Genomic DNA, 21876 nt, shown 5'->3' on the forward strand with positions numbered 1-21876 from the left:
GGTGTTCGCAAACTCAGCTTACCCCTGACCACCTGCCACCCCATAGGATCTACGACAGCTACAGAATAAACCGGCTCAGATCCGAGTTCTTGGCGAGATCGCCGATGTGCTTCTGTACATAGTCGGCGTCGACCTTGACCGTCTCGCCGTGGCGGTCGGGCGCGGCAAAGGAAATCTCGTCGAGCACGCGCTCCATCACCGTTTGCAGGCGTCGCGCGCCGATATTTTCCACCGTTGAGTTGACGGCGACCGCGATGTCGGCCAGCGCGTCGATCGCGTCATCGGTGATGTCCAGCGTGACACCTTCGGTCTGCATCAGCGCGACATATTGCTTGATCAGCGACGCCTCCGGCTCGGTCAGGATGCGCCGCATGTCGTCGCGGGTCAGCGCTTCCAGCTCGACCCGGATCGGCAGGCGGCCCTGCAACTCCGGCAACAGGTCCGACGGCTTGGCGATATGGAACGCGCCCGAGGCGATGAACAGGACGTGGTCGGTCTTGACCGCGCCGTGCTTGGTCGTGACCGTGGTGCCTTCGATCAGCGGCAGTAGGTCGCGCTGCACGCCTTCGCGCGAGACATCCCCGCCAAGTCGGTTTTCGCGCACGCAGATCTTGTCGATCTCGTCGAGGAACACGATGCCGTTGTTCTCGACGGCAGCGATCGCTTCCAGCACGAGCTGATCATTGTCGAGCAGCTTGTCCGACTCCTCGTTGACGAGGATTTCGTGCGAGCCTTCCACCGTCAGGCGGCGGGTCTTGGTCCGTCCGCCAAGTTTGCCGAAGATATCGCCGATCGAAATCGCGCCCATTTGCGCGCCCGGCATGCCCGGGATTTCGAACATCGGCATGCCGCCGGAGGATTGCGTCTCGATCTCGATTTCCTTGTCGTTGAGCTCGCCGGCGCGCAGCTTCTTGCGGAAGGAATCGCGGGTCGCCGGGCTCGACGCCGGTCCGACCAGCGCATCCAGCACGCGCTCTTCGGCGGCCTGCTGCGCGCGGGCCTGCACGTCCTTGCGCTTGCGCTCGCGCACCTGCACGATCGCGACCTCGACGAGGTCGCGGATGATCTGCTCGACGTCGCGGCCGACATAGCCGACCTCGGTGAATTTCGTGGCTTCGACCTTGATGAAGGGCGCGCCGGCCAATTTCGCCAGCCGCCGCGCGATCTCGGTCTTGCCGACACCGGTCGGGCCGATCATCAGGATGTTTTTCGGCAGTACTTCTTCGCGCAAGTTGCCGGTGAGCTGCAGCCGCCGCCAGCGGTTGCGCAGCGCGATCGACACTGCGCGCTTGGCGTCGGCCTGGCCGACAATGAAGCGGTCGAGTTCGGAGACGATTTCACGGGGAGAAAAGTCGGTCATGTGTCCTAGGTAGGCGTCCAATGTTGCGAGAGCAAGCCGGGGGTGAGGCAGATCAGATGATCGGCGGCCCACCCTGCCACAGCTTGATCGCCTCGAAGGGGTGAATCAGCATGATGATGTTGAGCGTCAGATTGTCGCGAATGTGGAGCGCCATCACGAGCTCGAACAGCAGCGCAAGCGCCACAGTAATGGCAACCGGAAGCTTTTTTGCCAGCAGGAAGCCGCCGATCATCGCGACCGAATCCGAAATCGAGTTGACAATGGTATCGCCGAAGTAGTCCAGCGAGATCGTGCCGGCCCGATAGCGGTTGATGATCAAGTCGGAATTCTCGACCAGTTCCCAGGCGCCTTCCACCAGCATGGCAAGGATCAGTCGGCCCTGCCAGACGAGGCGAGGAAACATCAGGAAGGCCGCGCCATAGAACAGAATGCCGTGAAGGATGTGCGAGAGCGTGTACCAGTCGGCGATGTGCTGCGAGTTTTCCGAACTCTGCACCACGCCGTGCCAGAGTTTGACATAGCTGCAGGCGCAGATCGGCAGGCGTCCCATCCCGTACAGTATGGCGGCTTGAGCTACGAGGATGCCGGCTGCGATCGATAGCCATTGCCAGCCTGAAAGGGTGCGGGTGACTGGCGCGTTGCCGATGCTGCTGATCGAAGTCATGCGTTGCGGACCATCAATAAAGCGGGGCCATCAGGTGTATCGACCATACCAGCTTTTTCAAAACCTGCTTTCTCGTAGGCACGAACGGCCCGGCTATTGGCCGGGTCGGGATCGGTGACAATGCGCGGCGCACCGTTCCGCAAGCGCTCGTCGGCGAAGGCGCGGATCAACGCCGAACCATGGCCGCGTTCGATCATGTCGGGCTCGCCGATGAAGAGGTCGATGCCACGGGTGCCGCGCGGATGCTCGCCAAAACCCGAATTCCACGCCGTGAGGTCGTAGCATTGCAGGTAGCCGAAATCGTTGCTCCCTGCCGAGACGATGAATTGATCCATCGCCGGTTCGTCGAGGTCGCCACTCACGAGCTCATATTGCTCGGACGGATCGCCCCACCATTCCCGGACGTGAGGCCGTGCGAGCCATTGCCGGATCAGCGGCAGGTCGGCTGTAGTCATTGATCGGAAGGCATAATCCGTCGCCATGGATCGACGAGCTTCCTTAGAGCGTTTCGATCGTGACGTTGCGGTTGGTGAAGACGCAGATGTCGGCGGCAATATCGAGCGCGCGGCGCACGATGGTCTCGGCATCCTTGTCGGTGTCGACCAGGGCGCGAGCGGCCGCCAGGGCATAGTTGCCGCCGGAACCGATCGCCATCACGCCTGCTTCCGGCTCCAGCACGTCGCCGGTGCCGGTCAAAACCAGCGAGACGTCCTTGTCGGCGACGATCATCATCGCCTCGAGGCGACGCAGATAGCGGTCGGTCCGCCAGTCCTTGGCGAGTTCGACCGCCGCGCGGGTCAATTGCCCCGGATACTGCTCCAGCTTGCTTTCCAGCCGCTCGAACAGAGTGAAGGCGTCGGCGGTGGCTCCGGCAAAGCCGCCGATTACGTCGCCCTTGCCGATTTTCCGGACCTTTTTGGCGTTGGCCTTGATGACGGTCTGGCCGATTGAGACCTGGCCATCGCCCCCGATCACCACCTTGCCGCCCTTGCGGACCGTCAAAATGGTCGTGCCGTGCCAGACCGCCAGGTTATTCTCTGATGCTTGCATGAAATACCTCTTGTCCGGCCAGATTTAGGGAGTTGCGGGCAGGGTTACAATCGCGCCGCTTCGCCGTCGATTTCGGTCACCATAGGCCGAACTTCGGCCCTTTCGGCGTCATCCCGCAGTAGCGAAGGTGATATTGGCCTGTTAAAAGGGCCGCGTTTTCGGCCCCAAGCGGCCAAAGGGAAGCAATTTTCATGCGCACAGCGTCCATCAAGCGCAAGACCAAGGAAACCGATATCGAGGTCGCGGTGAACCTCGACGGTACCGGCGTATCCGATGTTTCGACCGGCATCGGCTTTTTCGACCACATGCTCGACCTCTTGGCCCGGCATTCGCGCATCGACATCACGGTCAAGGCGGATGGCGACCTCCATGTCGACCACCACCACACCACCGAGGACGTCGGGATCGCGCTGGGACAAGCCGTGAAGCAGGCGCTCGGCACCATGGCCGGCATTACCCGCTATGCCTCGATCCACATGCCGATGGACGAGACGCTGTCGCGCGTGGTGATCGACATTTCGGGCCGGCCGGTGCTGGTGTTCAAGGTCGATTTTCCGCGCGACAAGGTAGGTACGTTCGACACCGAATTGGTGCGCGAATGGTTCAACGCCTTCACCATCAACGCCGGCGTGACTTTGCACGTTGAGACCCTATATGGCGAGAACAGCCATCATATCGCCGAATCCTGTTTCAAGGGTCTGGCGAGGGCGCTCCGTGCCGCGGTTGCGATCGATCCGCGCGCGGCGGGCGAAGTGCCTTCCACCAAGGGTCAGCTCGGCGGCTGATTTCTTGTTGGCGTTTTTGTTTCGCGGCGGAGAGGTTCGATGCCGGTCTACACAGTGCATGCTCCCGTAGCCAACGGCGCCGATCTTGCGGCGACCGATAAGTTCGTCTTTGTCCGCGACGGCTTCCATTTCTGGGCTGCGGTCGCGAGCGTGATCTGGCTGCTGTGGCATCGGCTGTGGCTGGCGCTGATCGGCTGGATCGTCCTGATGATCGTCGTCCAGCTTGGGATGTCGGCGCTGGGCGCCAGCCGCGGCACGATCTTCGCCGTTGACGTGCTGATTGCCATCCTGATGGGTCTGGAAGCGGCCAGTTTGCGGCGCTGGACATTGTCGCGGCGAAAATGGCGCCAGCTCGATATCGTAGTCGCCGACGACGAGGAAACGGCCGAACGCCGTTTCTTCGAACGTTGGACGGCCCGGCAGCGCGGCCTGGTCAACGACCAATGGGCGATCGATCGCGGTGCGCCGCCGCCGACCCGCAACATTCCGGGTCAGCCGTTCTCCAAACCGCCGCCGCCATTGCCGCAAGGCGGAATCATCGGCCTGTTTCCGGAGCCGGGAGGGCCGCGATGACCGTTGCAATCGTCGATTACGGCTCCGGCAATCTTCACTCGGCGGCAAAGGCGTTCGAGCGAGCCTCGCGGAGCATGGAAGATCCGCAGAAGGTCATGGTGACGCGCGATCCGGAAGCCGTGTACCGCGCCGACCGCATCGTGCTGCCCGGCGTCGGCGCCTTCGCTGACTGCCGCCGCGGCCTCGATGCGGTGGACGGCATGCTGGACGCGATGACGGAAGCCGTGCGCGTCAAGGCGCGGCCTTTCTTCGGCATCTGCGTCGGCATGCAGTTGATGGCGACGCGCGGCAAGGAGCACGTCGTAACCGAGGGCTTCAACTGGATTGAAGGCGACGTTGAGAAGATCTCGCCGCGCGAGGAAAACCTGAAAATCCCGCACATGGGCTGGAATACGCTCGACCTGGTCCGCGAGCATCCGGTGCTGGAACGGCTGCCGCTGGGGCCGAAGGGCCGCCATGCCTATTTCGTGCATTCCTATCACCTCAACGCGTCCAACGAGGCCGACGTGCTGGCGCGCGCCGACTACGGCGGGCCGGTGACGGCGATCGTGGGCAAGGACACCGCGATCGGTACGCAATTTCACCCCGAGAAGAGTCAGCGTTTTGGGTTGGCCCTGATCTCGAACTTTTTGAAGTGGAAGCCGTGATTCTCTTTCCCGCGGTTGACTTGAAAAACGGCCAGTGCGTACGCCTCGAACAGGGTGATATGGCGCGCGCGACCGTGTTTAACCTCGATCCCGCGGCGCAGGCACGCGCGTTCGCCGAGCAGGGGTTCGAGTATCTGCATGTCGTCGATCTCGACGGCGCTTTTGCTGGCAAGCCGATGAACGCGCTCGCGGTCGAAGCGATGCTGAAGGCCGTCACCATGCCGGTGCAGCTTGGCGGCGGCATTCGCCATATCAAGACGGTGGAAGCCTGGCTCGATAAGGGCATTGCGCGCGTCATCATCGGCACCGCCGCGGTGCGCGATCCGGAGTTGGTGAAGAGCGCCGCGAAAAAATTTCCCGGCCGCGTCGCCGTTGGCCTCGACGCCCGCGACGGCAAAGTCGCCGTCGAAGGCTGGGCCGAGACATCGCAGGTGACCGCGCTCGAAATCGCGCAGCGTTTCGAGGATGTCGGCGTCGCCGCCATCATCTTCACCGACATCGCGCGCGACGGCCTGCTGAAGGGCCTCAACCTCGATGCGACGATCGCGCTGGCCGAGCGCATTTCCATCCCCGTGATCGCTTCCGGCGGCTTCGCCTCGATCGAGGACGTCAAGGCGCTGCTCGAGCCGCGCGCAAAAAAGCTTGCCGGTGCCATTGCCGGCCGCGCGCTCTATGACGGCCGGCTCGATCCCGCCGCAGCATTGACGCTGATCCGCAACGCGCGCGCCTAGGAGTTTTGTGATGTTCAAGGTCCGCGTCATTCCCTGTCTCGACGTCAAGGACGGTCGGGTCGTCAAGGGCGTCAACTTCGTCGACCTGCGCGACGCCGGCGATCCGGTGGAAGCTGCGATCGCATATGACGCCGCCGGTGCCGATGAATTGTGCTTCCTCGACATTACCGCGACCCATGAAAACCGCGGCACCATGCTGGATGTCGTCCGCCGCACGGCGGAGGCCTGCTTCATGCCGCTGACGGTCGGCGGCGGGGTGCGCACCATCGACGACATCAAGACGCTGCTGCGGTACGGAGCCGACAAGGTCTCGATCAATTCAGCCGCGGTCAGTAACCGCGAATTCGTCAAGCGGGCGGCCGAAAAGTTTGGCGAGCAGTGCATCGTGGTCGCGATCGACGCCAAGCGGGTCAAGCGCGCCGGCGGTTCGGACCGCTGGGAGATCTTTACCCATGGCGGACGCAACTCCACCGGGATCGATGCCATCGAATACGCCCAGGAAGTGGTGTCGCTCGGCGCCGGTGAAATCCTGCTGACCTCGATGGACCGCGACGGCACGCGGCAGGGATTCGACCTGCCGCTGACGCAGGCAATCGCCGACAGTGTCCCCGTACCGGTCATCGCCTCCGGCGGCGTGGGCAATCTCGACCATCTCGTCGACGGCATCCGCCAGGGCCACGCCACCGCGGTGCTGGCCGCCTCGATATTCCACTTCGGCGAATTTACCATACGCCAAGCCAAGGAGCACATGGTGCGCGCCGGGCTGCCGATGCGGCTCGATCCCTGACGACTCCTCGTCACAAAAGTGCTAAGTCCCTCTCTGGGACGGCGCCGCGGCCTTCGGCCGGGCGCGAGTGTTGAGTTCGGTTGATGTCGCGTTTCACGATCCATGATCTGGCCGCCACCATCGATGCACGGGCCGCATCGGGAGGAGAGGCGTCCTACACCCGCAAATTGCTCGACAAGGGCGCAGAGCATTGCGCCAAAAAACTGGGCGAGGAAGCGGTCGAGACCGTGATTGCGGCCGTCGAGAACGATCGGGATCACTTGGTCGCCGAAAGCGCCGACCTGCTGTTCCACCTGCTGGTGCTTCTGAAGTCGCGTGGCGTGAAGCTTGAAGAGGTCGAAGCCGCGCTGGCGCAGCGGACATCGATGTCCGGGCTCGAGGAGAAGGCGTCGCGCAAGCGCGACTAGCCGAGAGGGCAGCTCATGGATATCCGCACCCCCGATCAGCAATACAATCCCTACCGCATCTTCACGCGCGAGCAGTGGGCGCGGCTGCGCGACGACACGCCGATGACGCTGGAGCCGGGCGAATTCGAGCGACTGCGCTCGATGCACGACCGCCTCGACATGCAGGAGGTCGAGGACATCTATCTGCCGCTGTCGCGCCTGCTGTCGATCTATGTCGACGCCACCCACCGCCTCTATCAGGCGCAGCGCCAGTTTCTCGGCATCCGGGACCGCAAGGTGCCCTACATCATCGGCGTCGCCGGCTCGGTTGCGGTCGGCAAATCGACCACCGCGCGCGTGTTGCAGGCGCTCCTGGCGCGCTGGTCGCCGCGGCCCAAGGTCGATCTGGTGACGACCGACGGCTTCCTGTTTCCCAATGCTGTGCTCGAGCGGCAGGGCCTGATGCAGAAAAAGGGTTTTCCCGAGAGCTACGATCTGCCGATGCTGCTGTCGTTTCTCTCTGACATCAAGGCCGGGCGCCGGCCGGTGCGCGCGCCAGTCTATTCGCACCTGGTCTACGACATCGTTCCGAACGAATGGATCGAGGTCGATCGCCCCGACATACTGATTGTCGAGGGCGTCAACGTGCTGCAGACCGGCCGTCTGCCGCGCGATGGCAAGGCCGTGCCCGTGGTGTCTGATTTCTTCGACTTCTCCGTCTATATCGATGCCGACGAGCCGGTGCTGCGCGAATGGTATGTCCGGCGCTTCCTTGCGCTCAGGGATACCGCGTTCCACGATCCCAAATCGTATTTCCATCGCTACGCGGTGCTTTCGGACGAGGAAGCCACCGCCACTGCGATCGCGATTTGGGAGCGCACCAACCTCGCCAATCTCGAGGACAACATCCTGCCGACCCGGCCGCGCGCGACGCTGATCCTGAAAAAACGCGCCGATCATCTGGTCGAGACGGTGGCGCTGCGGCGGTTGTAGCCGCTCAACTCACCCTCATAGTAGCCATCAAACCCTCATGGTGAGGAGGCGCTTTAGCGCCGTCTCCGGACGATGCTTCGCATCGCCGGGAGAACCACGAGGCCCGGCTGGTGCCATTCATCCTTCGAGACGCGCGAAGACGCGCTCCTCAGGGATGAGGTCTGGCAATGTTGGTGGGCACGCTTCCACCTCCGCTCTACGAGCTTCGGCGGGCAGGTCGCTTTGCCAACCCTACGAATCTCCCAACTCCTCACGCTGCGATGTGCCGGGACGCGACGAGGCCGGCGAGCGCTTCGGCGAGCTTTTCGCGATCGAGCGGCTTGATCAAAAATCCGTCCATGCCGGCCTCGAAGCAGGCGTAGCGGTCTTCCACCAGCGTGTTGGCGGTGAGCGCGAGGATCGGCGTCCGGCTGCCCGGTTCGCCGGCCTCGAGTGCGCGAATCCGCTGGGTGGTTTCGATGCCGTTGAGCTGCGGCATCTGGATGTCCATCAGCACGAGATCATAGGGGGTGCCTGCGGATTTCGCCGACAGCCAGGACTCCAGCGCTTCGGCGCCGTTGGTTGTGATGACGGCGTCATGGCCGAGCCGGCCGAGCAGCGAGCGGATCAACAGCGCATTGATCTGATTGTCTTCGGCAACCAGGATCGACAGGCCCTTGGCCGACGGCGGCTTAGGCGTCTCGATGGTGTCGATGACCGGCTCCAGGCTCGGCGCGGCCACTTCCGGCGCGGCCGTCAGGCGGGCCGCGAGTGAAGCCGTGCGTAACGGCTTGACCAGATAGCCGGTGAGGGCGGAGATGTCGGACGGCTGCAATTCGTGCCGCGTCGCCGGCGTGAACATCACGATGCGCTGGGTGGCATGAAGGCGCGCGACTTCGCTGAGCCGTTCGATATCGGCCTGCCCCAGCGCGTGATCGATCAGCACGGCATGCCAGGGACGCTCGGGCAGCAGGACCTCTGCGACATCGGCGTCGGACACCATGCAGGTTTGCCCGCCCCAGCGCTGCAGCCGCCGCGCGGTCAGCGAGGCCTCGATGCTCTGTGGCGAGACAAGCATAATCGACTGCCCGGAGAGATCGGGCGCCGTGAAGGACGTTTGTTCGCCGTCGGCGGCGGCGAGCGGGACCGACACTTCGAATGTCGAGCCGGCGCCGGGCTGGGTCTCCAGTGTGATGCGGCCGCCCATGCGCTTGACGATGCGGTCAGAGATGCTGAGGCCGAGGCCGGTGCCGCCATAGCTGCGGGCGATCCTATCGTCGGCCTGCTCGAACTCGCGGAAGATTCGCTCGCGCGCCTCGGGCGCGATGCCGATGCCGGTGTCGCGCACCAGAAAACTGATTTCATTGGGCCAGATGCCGGGCTCGACGATCAGGGCGACGCCGCCGGTCGAGGTGAACTTGATGGCGTTACCGGCGAGATTGAGCAGCACCTGCCTTAAGCGCGCCGCGTCGCCGATCACCTGCGTCGGCAGCCGATCGTCGACATAGGCGGCGATCTCGATTTTCTTGGCCTCCGCGCGCGGCGCCAGCAATTCGGTGATGTCCTCGATCATGCCCGACAATGCGAACGGGCGATGTTCGAGATCGATCTTGCCGGCCTCGATCTTGGAATAGTCCAGGAGCTCCTCGATCAGCGAGAGCAGGGCGTCGCCGGAGGTCTTCACTGCCTTGACATAGGTCGTCTGTTCCGGCGTCAGCGGCGTGTCCATCAACAGGCCGCTCATGCCGATGATGCCGTTGAGCGGCGTGCGGATCTCGTGGCTCGCCATCGCGAGGAAGCGCGACTTGGCGCGGCTTGCCGCGTCCGCCTGGTCGCGGGCTTCCGTCAGCGCGCGCTCGCTTTCGGTGCGATCGGTGACGTCGCGGCCGACGCTCTGCATTTCCGCCGGTCCCCCGGCGTCGTTGCGGACGAGACCCTCGCGCCACGCGATCCAGCGCGGGCCAAGCGGACCCGCGACCTGCTGGTCGTAAACCCGGGTGCCGTTCGGCTCTAACGCGATGTCACCCTGCTCGAGAACTTCAAGCGCGAAGCGGCCACCAATCAGCGCGTCTTGCGGCATTTGCGCGAGCTCGCAATAGGCGTCGTTGGCATAGGTGATCCGGCCCTCGGCATCGCGCAGCACGATCAGATCGCCCTGCGATTCGAACAGGCGGCGTGCGCGCTGCTCGGCTTCCTGCAATTCCCAGTTCCGGTCGGCCAGCGCTTCATTGTGCAGGGCGACCTTGCGCATCTTCTTGCGCATCAGGCGGAGCCGGACGCTGAAAGTGGCGAGCGCGACGCAGGCGATCGCAAACAGGAAGGCGACGCCGATCGCAAAGGCATGCGGGTCGTAGCCGGAATTTTCCGCCTTGCTTCCGGTAATGAACCCGTAGGCGGCGCCGAACACGATCGAGAAGATCATGAAGGAGCGAAATGTGAAGGTGAGCCACGGATGCCGGCGGCCGAAACGGCGTAAGCGAAGTTTGATCCGGAAAGTCCGCCCCATCGCCGATGACCCTGCGCTTGCTGCTTGAATTGAACCGGCTTGCTTCGCCGCCTCTATGAGGCAGACGATGCGTCGCCGACGTTGCAAAGTGCTTGAGGCTCCCAGCGCGTGACGACCGCGATGAGAACAGGGTAAATAGAGTGTTAAAGCGACGCCGCTTCGACGCGGTGGTGCTCGCCGCGGGCACCGACGATCAGGGCGGCGGCATCGAGCAGCGAAAAGCTGTTCGAGGACACGAAGATACGGTAGTCGGCCGGTCCATCCCTGGAAAGATAGATGACGGGGTCGGAGCCCGTACGAGCGCGGGAGATCGCGACCAGCCGCGGCGGCGCATCGCTCTTACAAGCGCCGGCCTCCGTCGTATCGATGTCGTCGATCACGGTGAAGTCGGCCGCTTCCGCGTTGTCGGAGATCTGGACCCGCACGGTCGCGCGGGAGGGATCGTCGGTGAAGCTGACATGCCGGTGCGCCTGCCAGGAGAGGGTGGCGATCTGGACGGAAGTGCCTGATATCTGAATGCAGGGCCGCGGCCCGGCCAAAAACTCGCCGCGTGCGAACAAAGCGGCAATCGCCAGCGGAATCACCGAGGCCAGGATCTTCAAACGCAACATGACACGCTACTCGCCAGGCACAGACCCGCAACACGGGGCTTATGGTTGGTGGAGGGTGAAGGAAACTAGTTACCGCCGCGTTGACATGGGTTGCTTTTTGTAAGCGCCGCATCCTTACTGCGAGTGCGTCGCGGTCTCCAAATCGTCATTGCGAGCGGAGCGAAGCAATCCATCGCGCGGCAAGTGGAGACGTGGATTGCTTCGCTCCGCTCGCAATGACGTGGCAGTTTTGCGCGGTGCCGAGGCCAGATGCATTGAAGCTAGCCGGAGCTTCAAACGTCCGAACGCGCGTTACCGTTCCGCTCCGGTCGATGCGAGATATCGCACCAGTTCGTCGCGTGGATTCTCGCGAAAGCTCTGGCGGTCCCGCAGTTCGGGCGGAGCCTGCCAGCCCGGCTCGACGCCGGTCATGTCGGGCAGTTCATGTGCGATGCCCTTGTGGCAATCGATGCAGGTTCTTTCGCCGGTTACGAGAAATCTGGCATGGATTTCTGAAGCCCGCCGCGTCTGCTTGGTGAAATCCATGGCGACCGCGGAATGGCAATTGCGGCACTCCAGTGAATCGTTGGCCTTGAGCCGCGCCCATTCGTGCTTGGCGAGCTCGAGCCGCATATCCTGAAATTTCTGCCTTGTATCGATCGTGCCGAAGATCTTGCCCCAGACCTCTTTCGAGGCCTGCATCTTGCGGGCGATCTTGTCGGTCCAGTTATGTGGAACGTGGCAGTCCGGACAACTGGCTCGGACGCCCGAACGGTTCGAGAAGTGCGGGGTGTGCTGCAACTCCTGAAAGACGTTGTTGTGCATTTCGTGACACGAGGTGCAGAACTTCTCTGTGTTGGTGATCTCCAGCGCGGTGTTGAAGGCGCCCCAGAACAACACGCCGCAGACGAAGCCGCCCAACGCGAGGAAACCGAGGCTCAGATGTGCGCTGGGACGGCTGGCGATCTGCCAGAACCAGATCAGGAATGACTTGATCCGCTGCATCGACGGTTCTCACTTCTTCCCGGAACCGACGAGAAGCATATCCTTGAACGTGCTTGGAACGAGCGGCCGTGCATCTGTTTGCTGGACGTGGCACGCGGTGCAAAAGTATCGCCGGGGAGTCACGTCGGCGAGGACCTGGCCGTCGCGGTCCATGAAGTGGGTGACGCTGATCATCGGCGCGCCCGAGCCTTCAGTGTACTGTCGGCGGTGACAGTCGAGGCAGCGATTGGTCTTGAGCGTAAGCTGATAGTTCTCGATGGAGTGCGGGATGATCGGCGGCTGCTCCGGATAGTTGCGCATTACCCGCTTGTCATCGACGATCGGCCGCGCCAGGGGCGGTGTCCGCACATCTCCCATCGGTGCGGCGGCTCCGGTAACCCGCGGCACGATCTGGGGCGCGTTCTGCGCGTAGATTGCGCCGCAGGCGAACACCAGCATGCCGCCGAGCAGCGCGCCAGCAACGGAGAGGCGGAATCTTTTCATACCAGGATGATCTTGACCGCGCATTTCTTGAAGTCCGCCTGCTTGGAAATGGGATCCGTTGCGTCGAGCGTCGCCTTGTTGATGAGTTGGCTGGCATCGAACCAGGGAACGAACACGACGCCCCGGGGCATCCGGTTGCGCCCCTTAGTATCCACCCGGGTGCGGATTTCGCCGCGCCGCGAAACTACCCGGACCTCGGCGCCCTGATTGATGCCTCTGGAGCGCGCGTCCTCCGCATGCATGAATACCCGAGCACCGGGAAACGCCTTGTAGAGCTCGGGCACCCGCATGGTCATCGATCCCGAGTGCCAATGCTCGAGCACTCGGCCCGTGACCAGCCAGATATCGTATTCCTTGTCGGGAGATTCCGCGGGCGGCTCGTAGGGCACCGCAATGATCCTGGCGCGCCCGTCTGGCTGGCCGTAGAAATCTATTCCCTTGCCCGGCTTGACGTAGGGATCGAGGCCTTCCCGGTAACGCCACTTCGTTTCCTTGCCGTTGACGACGGGCCATCGCAATCCCCGTACTTCGTGATAGGTATCGAAGGGTGCGAGGTCGTGGCCATGGCCGCGGCCGAATTCGGCGTATTCCTCGAACAGACCCTTCTGCACGTAGAATCCGAAAGCCTTGGCTTCGCTGTTTTCGTACTCGACGGGGATTTCGGTGGTTGCGAACTTGTCGACCATGCCGTTCCGGAACAACGCGTCGAACAGCGTCCTGCCGCGGTAATTGGGATTGTCGGCCAGGACCTGCGCCGGCCACACCTCGTCGGTGGTGAAGCGCTTCGAAAACTCCATCATCTGCCAGAGGTCGGAGCGTGCGTCCCCCGGCGCGTTGACGAGTTGCCGCCACACATGGGTGCGGCGCTCCGCGTTGCCATACATGCCTTCCTTTTCGACCCACATCGCCGCAGGGAGAACGAGATCGGCGGCCATCGCGGTGACAGTCGGGTAGGCGTCCGAAACGACGATGAAGTTGTCCGGATTCCGGTAACCGGGATAGGTCTCGCGCGAACTATTCGGGGCGGCCTGCAGGTTGTTGTTCACCTGGATCCAGTAAAAATTCAGCTTGCCGTCGCGCAGCATCCGGTCCTGTTCGACCGCGTGGTAACCCGGCTTGTCCGGAATGATGCCGTGCGGGACGCGCCAGATTTCCTCGGTGCGCTTGCGGTGCTCCGGATTGGTGACCGTCATGTCAGCAGGCAATCGATGTGCGAACGTGCCGACTTCGCGGGCTGTGCCGCAGGCGGATGGCTGCCCCGTCAGCGAGAACGGCGAGTTGCCGGGCTCGGAAATCTTCCCTGTCAGCAGATGCAGATTGTAGACGAGCTGATTGGCCCACACGCCGCGAACATGCTGGTTGAATCCCATCGTCCAAAGCGACATCACCTTGCGCTTCGGATCGGCATAGAGTTCGGCGAGCTCCTGCAGGAAACCGCGTTCGACGCCGGTCAGCTCGGAAACTTTCTCGAGCGTGTAATCCTTCACAAAGGCTGCATAGGCATCAAAATCGATCGGCTGCGTCGCGCCCGCTGTCGCCGCGCCCTTGGCTTTGACTTCAAGCGGGTGGTCCGGGCGCAATCCGTAGCCGATGTCGACCGTGCCCTTCACGAACGCCGTGTGGTTCTTGACGAAATCCTGGTTGGCCCGTCCGGTCGAGATGATGTGGTTGGCGATGTAGTTCAGGATCGCCAAATCCGTGCCCGGCTTGAACACGATCGGGATATCGGCGAGATCGGAGCTTCGGTGGGTGAACGTCGAGAGAACCGCCACCTTGACATGCGGATGGCTCAATCGCCGGTCGGTGAGCCGCGTCCAGAGGATCGGGTGCATCTCGGCCATGTTCGAGCCCCACAGCACGAACGCGTCTGCCGCCTCGAAATCATCGTAGCAGCCCATCGGTTCGTCCATGCCGAAGGTGCGCATGAAGGCGTACGCCGCCGACGCCATGCAGTGGCGGGCATTCGGATCAAGGTTATTCGAGCGAAAGCCGGCCCGCATCAGTTTGGTGGCGGCGTAGCCTTCGTAGGCGGTCCATTGTCCCGAGCCGAGCATACCGATCGCGGTCGGCCCATTCTCCTTCAGCACCGCCTTGGCGCGGGCGGCCATCACGTCGAAGGCCTCGTCCCATGACACCGGCGTCAGTTCGCCGCTCTTGTCGAACACGCCGCCCTTCTTGCGCAACAGCGGCGTCGTCAGCCGGTCGCCGCCATACATGATCTTGGAAAGAAAATATCCCTTGATGCAGTTGAGCCCGCGATTGACCTCGGCGAGCGTATCGCCGTGGGTCGCGACGACCTTGCCTTCCTTGACGCCGACCATCACCCCGCAACCGGTGCCGCAGAAGCGGCACGGCGCCTTCGACCATTTGATCTCCAGCGAGCCGACGCCGCCTGCCACCGGCTGCGCCACCGCGGGAACGGTCATGCCGGCGGCCGCAGCGGCGACGGCGGCGGCCTGCGCCTTCAATAACTCGCGTCGCGAGAGTGACATGTTCTAGCCTCCGGTACCGGCGAGGCGCTCGACCTGCTCGAACACCATGTTCGCCGACAGAACGCCCTGCCAGCATGCGATTTCGGCAAGGCGTCCACCGAGGATTCCGCTGTCCGCTGCTTCCATGACGATGACGATCTTGGAGGCGTCGGCGTGATGGACCTCGACGTCGGGAAGAGCCGCGAGCATGCGCAACACTTCATCCCGCCGGTCCGGCAGCACCGACACCACCGCGCTTGAGATGTGAATGGTCGCTTCCTCGGTCATGGAACGCTTTCCCGGTGGGCGGCGCCCAGCGTGATAGCGGCGCCCGGGCACGCCCCGACGCATTCGCCGCATCCGGTGCAGGCGGCCTCATTGACGATTGCCTGCGGCGGCAGTCCAATTCTGGGACGGAAACGAATGGCGACTTCGCCGCAGGCATCGCCGCAGGAGCGGCAGACGATGCCGGCCTCGGCGAGACAGTCGCCGCCGATCACCGCCACGGGTTTGGAAAGGAACCGACCGCGAAACAATGCCCGGCGCGAAGGTCCCTGGTTTTCCATGGTGACCTCACGTCCCCGGAGGGCCGGGCGGCCCGAGGATCAGTTGGGACATCCAGACCAGAAAACCGTATCCGCCGACCACGCCAACGGCGACCACCGGCCAGATGAAGGCGGCGATGACGGCGAATACGATCAATTCCGCGCGCCGGCCGAAGCGATGCGCACCGTCGGGCCGCGCATCATTTTTGTCTAGGGTGTCGGACATGAAACGATCACCGCCGTCGAAATCGAACAATTCTTGAGCCTGCCACACGTTCCCCGCGAGGTTGGATGTTTTGGCGCCTGCAGATCGTCGTCGGATGGAGCGCAATAATGCAATCGCGCGCGTACGGGCGGCCAGAATGCCGGGGCTCAAGCGTCCCTCATTGATCCAGGTCAAACGAAGGCGGCAAACGCTCAAGTTTGTTTAAAGATCTCTGCGGTCGCTGGGCGAAGCAGCGATTGTGCAATGCACTAGGCCGCCCGCCGCAAATCATCGCCCAGCGCGCGATAGGACAACACCCCCGCCAGATGCAGCCGGCCGATTTTCCTGCGCCGTCGAGGCGACGGCGGCCAGGAACGTTGTCCGAATTCCGTGACTTATCTTCAATCCTGTCACGGGAGGTGTCGATGGGGGCCGATGAGGTCCTGCGTGGGATGCTGAAGTATTTTGTCCTGCCGCTTTGGCTGGCTGACGGCTTTGCCGATTATCTCTGTCATCGCGCCGCCCACATCGAGAAAACGAATGGCTGGCAGGAGTCTGCCGTACCTGGAGGAACTGATCCGCAGTTTGCGTTACCGCGAACGGCGAGCGAAGGACCAGTCCGATGCGTATCCTGATCATCGGCGGGACGGGCCTTATCGGATCGGCGATCCACGCACGCCTTTTCGCCGAAGGGCATGACTGCGTATTGGTATCGCGCCATCCAACGGGAACGCCGGGAGTGCATCACGTCGCGCTCGACATCGCACAGGCGACCGACGCCTCCAGGTGGAAGCCCGTTCTTGAAGGCGTCGACGCCGTCATCAATGCGGCGGGCGCGCTGCAGGGACAGGATATGCAGGGCGTCCATGTTGCCGGCAGCGCCGCGCTTTACGCCGCTTGCGAAAGCGAAGGCGTCCGCCGCGTAATCCTTTTCTCGGCAATCGGCACCGATCGCGAGGCGCGAAGCGACTTTTCGCGCACCAGGCAGGAGGGCGAAGCCGCGTTGATGTCACGCGATCTCGATTGGGTCGTGCTGCGGCCTTCCGTCGTGGTGGGCAGGGCGGCCTATGGCGGCAGCGCACTGTTGCGGGGGCTTGCCTCACTACCGGTTCTGCCTGTGATGCCCGATACGGCGCCGATTCAACCGGTGTATCTGGATGATGTGGTCGAGACCGTTGTCTTCTTTCTGAAGCCGGGGGCGCCCTCGCGCGTGACACTGGATCTGGCAGGCCCGCGGCAGATGGTATTCAGCGATGCCGTCGCCGTGTTTCGTCGCTGGCTGCGATGGCGGCCGGCTTACCGTTTGCGACTACCGGTGTGGGCAGCATCCATGTCGTACCGCGCGGGAGACCTGGCGCAGATGCTGGGCTGGTCCACGCCCGTCAACTCAACGGCACAGGCGGAAATGCGGCGCGGGGCGACTGGCGACCCCGAGCCGTGGCGTCAGGCGACGGGAATTGCGCCGCGCGACCTCCAGGCCGCCGTCGCAAGCGAGCCGGCCTCGGTACAGGAACGCTGGTTTGCGCGGTTATACGCACTGAAGCCGCTGATATTCGGCGTCTTCGGCCTGTTCTGGATCGTCACCGGCATCATCTCGCTCGGTCCGGGCTGGGAGATCGGCATGTCGTTGCTGCGGGAGGGCGGGCTTCAAGAAAACTTCGCCGCACTCACTGTCATCGCGGGAGCCCTCGCCGACATCGTGATCGGCGTGGCCATTCTTTGGCGGCCTGCGAGCCGCTATGGCCTCTGGGCAGCGCTCATCATCTCGCTTGTCTATGTCGTGATCGGGACGGCGCTGGTGCCGCGATTATGGGCCGATCCGCTCGGCCCCATGCTGAAGATCTGGCCGGTACTGATCCTCAACCTGGTGGCCATGGCGATCCGGGAGGATCGCTGATGCTCTATTTGGTCCTCAAGATGACGCATATCATCGGCGCCGCCGTCCTGCTCGGCACCGGCGCCGGCATTGCCTTCTTCATGCTGGTGGCGCATCTGCGCGGCGACCCGCGCGAGATAGCCGGCGTTGCGCGCACCGTGGTGCTGGCCGATTTTCTGTTTACGGCGAGCGCCGTGGCGCTTCAGCCGATCACCGGGGTCTGGCTCGCCTGGTCGAGCGGCTATTCGCTCGGCGATGGATGGATCGCAGCGTCCATTGTGCTCTATCTGGTGACCGGCGCCTTCTGGTTGCCTGTCGTCTGGATGCAGATGCGGATGCGCGATCTTGCCATCCGCGCCGTCGAGACGAACGCCAAGCTGCCTGCCGAGTATCACCGGCTTTTCCGCTGGTGGTTCGCCTTCGGGTTTCCGGCGTTCGCTGCGGTGCTCATGATCTTCTGGCTGATGATTGCCCGGCCCGTCATTCCCTATTGGGATTGATTTTCGGTTCTGTGCGACACGGGCGCAGCTTATGCCGCCCGCCGCAAATCCTCGGCCAGCGCGCGATAGGACAGCGCTTCGGCCAGATGCAGCCGGCCGATCTTTTCCGCGCCGTCGAGGTCGGCGAGGGTGCGCGCGACGCGGAGCACGCGGTGATAGCCGCGCGCGGTCAGCTTCATGGTCTCGGCGGCGTCGCGCAGCAGCTTTTGTCCTTGCGCGTCCGGCTGCGCGATTGTCTCCAGCAGCGAGGCCGGCGCTTCAGCATTGGTGCGGATATGCGGCATACCGGCGGCGGCATAGCGCGCAAGCTGGATGTCGCGGGCGGCGGCGACACGGGCGGCGACTTCCGCGGAGCCTTCGGCGGGCGGCGGCAGGATCAGGTCGGCGGCAGTCACCGCCGGGACCTCGATGCGCAGATCGATGCGGTCCATCAGCGGGCCGGAGATACGCATCTGGTAATCCGATGTGCAGCGATCGACGGGCGCGCGCTTGCAGGCATAGCCGGGCTCATAGGCATGGCCGCAGCGGCACGGGTTCATTGCCGCGACCAGCATGAAGCGCGCGGGATAGGTGACGCGGTGGTTGGCGCGCGACACCGAGACCTCGCCGTTCTCCAGCGGCTGGCGCAGCGAATCCAAAACGCGCGGATCGAACTCCGGCAGTTCGTCGAGGAACAGCACGCCCTGATGCGCCAGCGAAATCTCGCCGGGTTTTGCGCGCATGCCACCGCCGGTCAGCGCGGCCATACTGGCGGAATGATGGGGCGCGCGGAACGGCCGCCGTGCCGTCAACGCGCCGTCGCGGATTTCGCCGGCGACGGAGGCGATCATCGACACTTCCAATAGTTCGGATGGCGACAGCGGCGGCAGGATCGAGGGCAGCCGCGCCGCCAGCATCGATTTGCCCGCGCCCGGCGAGCCGATCATGAGCAAATGATGCCCGCCGGCCGCGGCGAGTTCGAGCGCGCGTTTTGCACTCTCCTGGCCCTTGATGTCGCGCAGATCGAGCAGCGTCGCTTCCTGCTCGTGCACTTTCGGCTGTGGGCGCGACAGCACCTGCGTGCCCTTGAAGTGGTTGGCGATCTGGATCAGCGACTTTGCCGCGATGATCTGGATGTCCGGGCTAGCCCAGGCCGCTTCCGTCCCGCACGCCGCCGGACAAATCAGGCCTTCCTCGCGCGCATTCGCGCCGATCGCGGCCGGCAACACACCCGCGACGGGGGCGATCGATCCGTCGAGCCCGAGCTCGCCGAGCACCGTAAAACCGTTGAGCGCGTCCGGCGGGATCGCGCCAATTGCCGCCATCAGCCCAAGCGCAATCGGCAAGTCATAATGGCTGCCTTCCTTCGGGACGTCGGCCGGTGCGAGATTGACGGTGATCCGGCGCGCGGGCAGGGCGAGCCCCGAGGCGATCAGCGCCGAGCGCACCCGCTCGCGCGCCTCCGACACCGCCTTGTCCGGCAGGCCGACGATCGCAAACGCCGGCAACCCCGGCGCGACCTGCACCTGCACGTCGACCGCGCGGGCCTCGATCCCCTCAAAGGCTACCGTAGAAACCGGCGCAACCATGCCTGCCCCTCGTGACGCAATCGAAGGTAGCGGGGAACCGGAGGGTAAGTCAAGAACATTAGGGGAACGTAGGTGCAAAAGGCTCATACGCAGCTCTTGCATCAACAGACCGGCCGTCGGATCGCCGAGCCCTGTACCGGCTCGCTCCTGTGGTGCTTAGCGTTCCGTTCGCATGTACGGGTTCTCTTCAGAGACAAGCTTCAGCGCCGCATCGTCGGCGAGAATGCGTATCTCCTGCGTCTCCGCATGTCTCGCGCTCTGCGGACTACCCCACAAGTTCCATATTCCCAACCCCACGACCAGCATTCCAGCGCCAATAGCTATGAAGTCTTTGGTCATTTGCTGGGCCTCCGTACCGGTTGCCAAGCCGTCGAGATTCGGGCCGCATTATTTGGGCAGTGCGCACAGGATGATCGCGGCCCGTTTCATGGTGCTTTCTTGCTTAGGGAAAACCAATTTCCGTGGTCCGCGATTGTTCCTGGGGCATGCCCTTTCGATGGAAGCCTCCGAAGAGGCGTCGAAGCCGCGCACGCAAGTGCTTCCGGTAGCGCATTTCCGATCCGGGGGCCGGCCGTGTCGACCGGCTCCGGACGTCGATTCCCCTCAGAGCTGCATGTTCATCGGCTCGGGATAATAGCGGAAGCCGTCGCCATTCTTGGCGACGTGGCCGTAGCCCGGCCAGGCGAAGTGATAGGACATCACCGGGATCTTTTGCGCGGCGAGCATGTCCAGCATCTTCACCCGCGAACTAGCCGCCTGCTTCGGGTCGCTGTCGTAGGCGAATTCCATCCGCGGCTTCTCCAGCAGCAGCACCGCGTGGTGGGAGAGGTCGCCGAGGAAGCAGAAGGATTTGCCTTTCGAACTCACCATGAAAATGGTGTGGCCGACGGTGTGGCCGGGGGCCGAGAGCGCGGTGACGCCGGGCAAAAATTCCTGGTTGTCCTTGATGAACACGATGCGGTCGCGCACCGGCAACAGGTTCTTGCGGGCGTGGAGGATAAAGTCCTTCAGCGGGCTGCCGAGCTTGCCTTCATCGGTCCAGAAATCGAAATCGCTCTGGGCGATGTAGACCTGCGCGTTCGGGAATAACGGCTTGTCGTCGGCGCCGACGAGGCCGCCGATGTGATCGATATGCGCATGCGAGCATACCACGGCGTCGATATCGGAGGCCTTGATGCCGGCAGCCGCCATGTTCTTCTGCTGCTGGCCGGTGGTCGGGCCGAACGCCTTTAAGGTGCCCATGCCGGTGTCGAACAGGATCAGCTTGTCGCCGGTGTTCACGATCGGCGAATTCTGCTCCAGCACGACATTGTCCGGGTTGAGGAAGTTGTCGGAGAGCATCTTCTTCACTTCCTCCTTCGGCACGCCGGTGAACGTGCCGGAGGGATCGCCGAGCGGCAGCGGGCCGTCGGAGACCACGGTCACTTCGGCGTCGCCGAGGATGAAGCGGTGCCAGTAGGGCGTCTGCGTGCCGAGCTTCGGCGCCTTGGCCAGCGCGGTGCCGCCGAGAAAGGTCGAGGCGCCAAAACCGGCGCCAAGCGCAAGCAAAGACCGTCGTGAAACGTTCATCGTCATACGTCTTCCTCCACTGTTTTTATGATTGCAGCATATTGCCCGGACGGATTGATCCGCGGCTACAGGCTGCTCACGCCTGCCGAAATTGGCAAGTGGGAGGAGACGGCAGAGGTGAGATGCGATAACGGGATGACAGCGCGTTATTTCGCGCCGCGCTTCGCCTCGATGGTGTCCCAGATCTTTGCCGTGACATCCGGGCCAGCCACGACAATTACACGGGCGACTTCCTCCATCCGGGCCGAAAACTACTTCGCCTGCTGGCTGATCGACATGACATAGGCGGTGGCCTTCCAAATCTCTTCATCGGTCAGCACATCGCGCGACGCTGGCATGCGGAGACCGCTCCCCATTCGGCCGTCCGCGATCGATTGGAACACACCTCTGGGGTCAAGGTCGCGGCGGGCGAGATTGACCCCGCCTTTGCCGTCCTCCCCATGGCAACGCGAACACTGTTTTTGCAAAAACAGATCATGGCCAGCCGCAATCATTTTCGGGTCCTTCAGGTTCGGAACGTCTTCTTGCGGATAGGCGGCGTCGCCAATGAAAATGCAGGCAATCGCCATCAGCACCAGTTTGTACATCATGGAACTAGTCCGC

General features: G+C 63.4%; 25 protein-coding genes. 9 read left to right on the forward strand and 16 right to left on the reverse strand.

Annotation, left to right across the window (positions count from 1 at the left end; translation table 11 throughout):
- Window positions 1-58: 58 nt before the first annotated feature.
- From hslU to hslV, 4 genes are read right to left on the reverse strand one after another with little or no spacing between them, the layout of a single operon-like run.
- Window positions 59-1360 carry an ATP-dependent protease ATPase subunit HslU gene (gene hslU, locus CP49_RS13155; RefSeq protein ID WP_057850675.1) on the reverse strand — a complete coding sequence of 434 codons (1302 nt, stop codon included), beginning with the start codon at window positions 1358-1360 and terminating at the stop codon, window positions 59-61.
- Between the two features lie 52 nt (window positions 1361-1412).
- A complete protein-coding gene (locus CP49_RS13160; protein ID WP_057850676.1) occupies window positions 1413-2024 on the reverse strand; it encodes a DUF2585 domain-containing protein in 612 nt (203 codons plus the stop codon).
- Window positions 2021-2506 carry a GNAT family N-acetyltransferase gene (locus CP49_RS13165; RefSeq protein WP_057850677.1) on the reverse strand — a complete coding sequence of 162 codons (486 nt, stop codon included), beginning with the start codon at window positions 2504-2506 and terminating at the stop codon, window positions 2021-2023. The genes CP49_RS13160 and CP49_RS13165 overlap by 4 nt, the downstream gene beginning before the upstream one ends.
- A 16-nt stretch (window positions 2507-2522) precedes the next feature.
- Window positions 2523-3074: an ATP-dependent protease subunit HslV gene (gene hslV, locus CP49_RS13170; RefSeq protein WP_057850678.1), complete on the reverse strand. Its 552-nt coding sequence runs from the start codon at window positions 3072-3074 to the stop codon at window positions 2523-2525.
- Between the two features lie 191 nt (window positions 3075-3265).
- Here hslV and hisB point away from each other — a divergent pair, with 191 nt between their 5' ends.
- The 7 genes from hisB (at window position 3266) to coaA (ending at window position 7976) form a co-directional block, all read left to right on the forward strand.
- Entirely contained in the window at window positions 3266-3859 is a 594-nt protein-coding gene (gene hisB / locus CP49_RS13175; protein ID WP_057850679.1) for an imidazoleglycerol-phosphate dehydratase HisB, read from the forward strand.
- Window positions 3860-3898: 39 nt separating this feature from the next.
- On the forward strand, window positions 3899-4432 hold the full coding sequence (locus CP49_RS13180) for a DUF2628 domain-containing protein (protein ID WP_057850680.1): 534 nt from the start codon (window positions 3899-3901) through the stop codon (window positions 4430-4432).
- Window positions 4429-5079 (forward strand): imidazole glycerol phosphate synthase subunit HisH, encoded by a 651-nt coding sequence (hisH, locus tag CP49_RS13185; RefSeq protein ID WP_057850681.1) that lies wholly within the window; start codon window positions 4429-4431, stop codon window positions 5077-5079. The genes CP49_RS13180 and hisH overlap by 4 nt, the downstream gene beginning before the upstream one ends.
- Window positions 5067-5810 (forward strand): 1-(5-phosphoribosyl)-5-[(5-phosphoribosylamino)methylideneamino]imidazole-4-carboxamide isomerase, encoded by a 744-nt coding sequence (hisA, locus tag CP49_RS13190; protein WP_197423101.1) that lies wholly within the window; start codon window positions 5067-5069, stop codon window positions 5808-5810. Before hisH ends, hisA begins: the two co-directional genes overlap by 13 nt.
- A 10-nt stretch (window positions 5811-5820) precedes the next feature.
- Window positions 5821-6597, forward strand: coding sequence for an imidazole glycerol phosphate synthase subunit HisF (gene hisF, locus CP49_RS13195; RefSeq protein ID WP_057850682.1), 777 nt, complete (start codon window positions 5821-5823; stop codon window positions 6595-6597).
- An 83-nt stretch (window positions 6598-6680) separates the two neighbouring features.
- Window positions 6681-7004, forward strand: a complete 324-nt coding sequence (locus CP49_RS13200; protein WP_057850683.1) for a phosphoribosyl-ATP diphosphatase — start codon at window positions 6681-6683, stop codon at window positions 7002-7004.
- A 15-nt stretch (window positions 7005-7019) separates the two neighbouring features.
- Window positions 7020-7976, forward strand: coding sequence for a type I pantothenate kinase (gene coaA / locus CP49_RS13205; RefSeq protein WP_057850684.1), 957 nt, complete (start codon window positions 7020-7022; stop codon window positions 7974-7976).
- Between the two features lie 250 nt (window positions 7977-8226).
- Here the strand turns inward: coaA and CP49_RS13210 are convergent, their stop codons facing one another.
- The 8 genes from CP49_RS13210 to napE all read right to left on the reverse strand — a co-directional run bounded on the left by CP49_RS13210 (window position 8227) and on the right by napE (window position 15781).
- Complete coding sequence (locus CP49_RS13210) at window positions 8227-10461, reverse strand: PAS domain-containing hybrid sensor histidine kinase/response regulator (protein ID WP_057850685.1); 2235 nt, start codon at window positions 10459-10461, stop codon at window positions 8227-8229.
- A 143-nt stretch (window positions 10462-10604) separates the two neighbouring features.
- A complete protein-coding gene (locus CP49_RS13215; protein WP_057850686.1) occupies window positions 10605-11072 on the reverse strand; it encodes a hypothetical protein in 468 nt (155 codons plus the stop codon).
- A gap of 291 nt (window positions 11073-11363) precedes the next feature.
- Window positions 11364-12056: a cytochrome c3 family protein gene (locus CP49_RS13220; RefSeq protein ID WP_057850687.1), complete on the reverse strand. Its 693-nt coding sequence runs from the start codon at window positions 12054-12056 to the stop codon at window positions 11364-11366.
- 9 nt (window positions 12057-12065) lie between these two features.
- A complete protein-coding gene (locus CP49_RS13225) occupies window positions 12066-12563 on the reverse strand; it encodes a nitrate reductase cytochrome c-type subunit (RefSeq protein WP_057850688.1) in 498 nt (165 codons plus the stop codon).
- Window positions 12536-15031 (reverse strand): periplasmic nitrate reductase subunit alpha, encoded by a 2496-nt coding sequence (napA, locus tag CP49_RS13230; RefSeq protein WP_057850689.1) that lies wholly within the window; start codon window positions 15029-15031, stop codon window positions 12536-12538. The genes CP49_RS13225 and napA overlap by 28 nt, the downstream gene beginning before the upstream one ends.
- A 3-nt stretch (window positions 15032-15034) precedes the next feature.
- Window positions 15035-15298: a chaperone NapD gene (locus CP49_RS13235; protein ID WP_057850690.1), complete on the reverse strand. Its 264-nt coding sequence runs from the start codon at window positions 15296-15298 to the stop codon at window positions 15035-15037.
- Entirely contained in the window at window positions 15295-15576 is a 282-nt protein-coding gene (locus CP49_RS13240) for a 4Fe-4S dicluster domain-containing protein (protein ID WP_082646006.1), read from the reverse strand. The genes CP49_RS13235 and CP49_RS13240 overlap by 4 nt, the downstream gene beginning before the upstream one ends.
- 7 nt (window positions 15577-15583) lie before the next feature.
- Complete coding sequence (gene napE / locus CP49_RS13245; protein WP_057850704.1) at window positions 15584-15781, reverse strand: periplasmic nitrate reductase, NapE protein; 198 nt, start codon at window positions 15779-15781, stop codon at window positions 15584-15586.
- Window positions 15782-16382: 601 nt separating this feature from the next.
- Here napE and CP49_RS13250 point away from each other — a divergent pair.
- Window positions 16383-17657: an SDR family oxidoreductase gene (locus CP49_RS13250; RefSeq protein ID WP_057850692.1), complete on the forward strand. Its 1275-nt coding sequence runs from the start codon at window positions 16383-16385 to the stop codon at window positions 17655-17657.
- Window positions 17657-18136 carry a DUF2269 family protein gene (locus CP49_RS13255; RefSeq protein ID WP_057850693.1) on the forward strand — a complete coding sequence of 160 codons (480 nt, stop codon included), beginning with the start codon at window positions 17657-17659 and terminating at the stop codon, window positions 18134-18136. Before CP49_RS13250 ends, CP49_RS13255 begins: the two co-directional genes overlap by 1 nt.
- Before the next feature lie 29 nt (window positions 18137-18165).
- Here CP49_RS13255 and CP49_RS13260 read toward each other — a convergent pair whose 3' ends face one another.
- The 4 genes from CP49_RS13260 to CP49_RS13275 all read right to left on the reverse strand — a co-directional run bounded on the left by CP49_RS13260 (window position 18166) and on the right by CP49_RS13275 (window position 21863).
- Window positions 18166-19704, reverse strand: a complete 1539-nt coding sequence (locus tag CP49_RS13260; RefSeq protein ID WP_057850694.1) for a YifB family Mg chelatase-like AAA ATPase — start codon at window positions 19702-19704, stop codon at window positions 18166-18168.
- Window positions 19705-19860: 156 nt separating this feature from the next.
- The gene (locus CP49_RS13265; protein ID WP_156438368.1) at window positions 19861-20043 is read right to left on the reverse strand and encodes a hypothetical protein; all 183 of its coding nucleotides are present in this window, start codon (window positions 20041-20043) and stop codon (window positions 19861-19863) included.
- 264 nt (window positions 20044-20307) lie between these two features.
- Window positions 20308-21279, reverse strand: coding sequence for an MBL fold metallo-hydrolase (locus CP49_RS13270; RefSeq protein WP_057850696.1), 972 nt, complete (start codon window positions 21277-21279; stop codon window positions 20308-20310).
- 245 nt (window positions 21280-21524) lie between these two features.
- Complete coding sequence (locus CP49_RS13275; RefSeq protein WP_082646007.1) at window positions 21525-21863, reverse strand: c-type cytochrome; 339 nt, start codon at window positions 21861-21863, stop codon at window positions 21525-21527.
- Between the last annotated feature and the right edge of the window lie 13 nt (window positions 21864-21876).

Source organism: Bradyrhizobium valentinum (genome assembly GCF_001440405.1).
Lineage (GTDB): Bacteria > Pseudomonadota > Alphaproteobacteria > Rhizobiales > Xanthobacteraceae > Bradyrhizobium > Bradyrhizobium valentinum.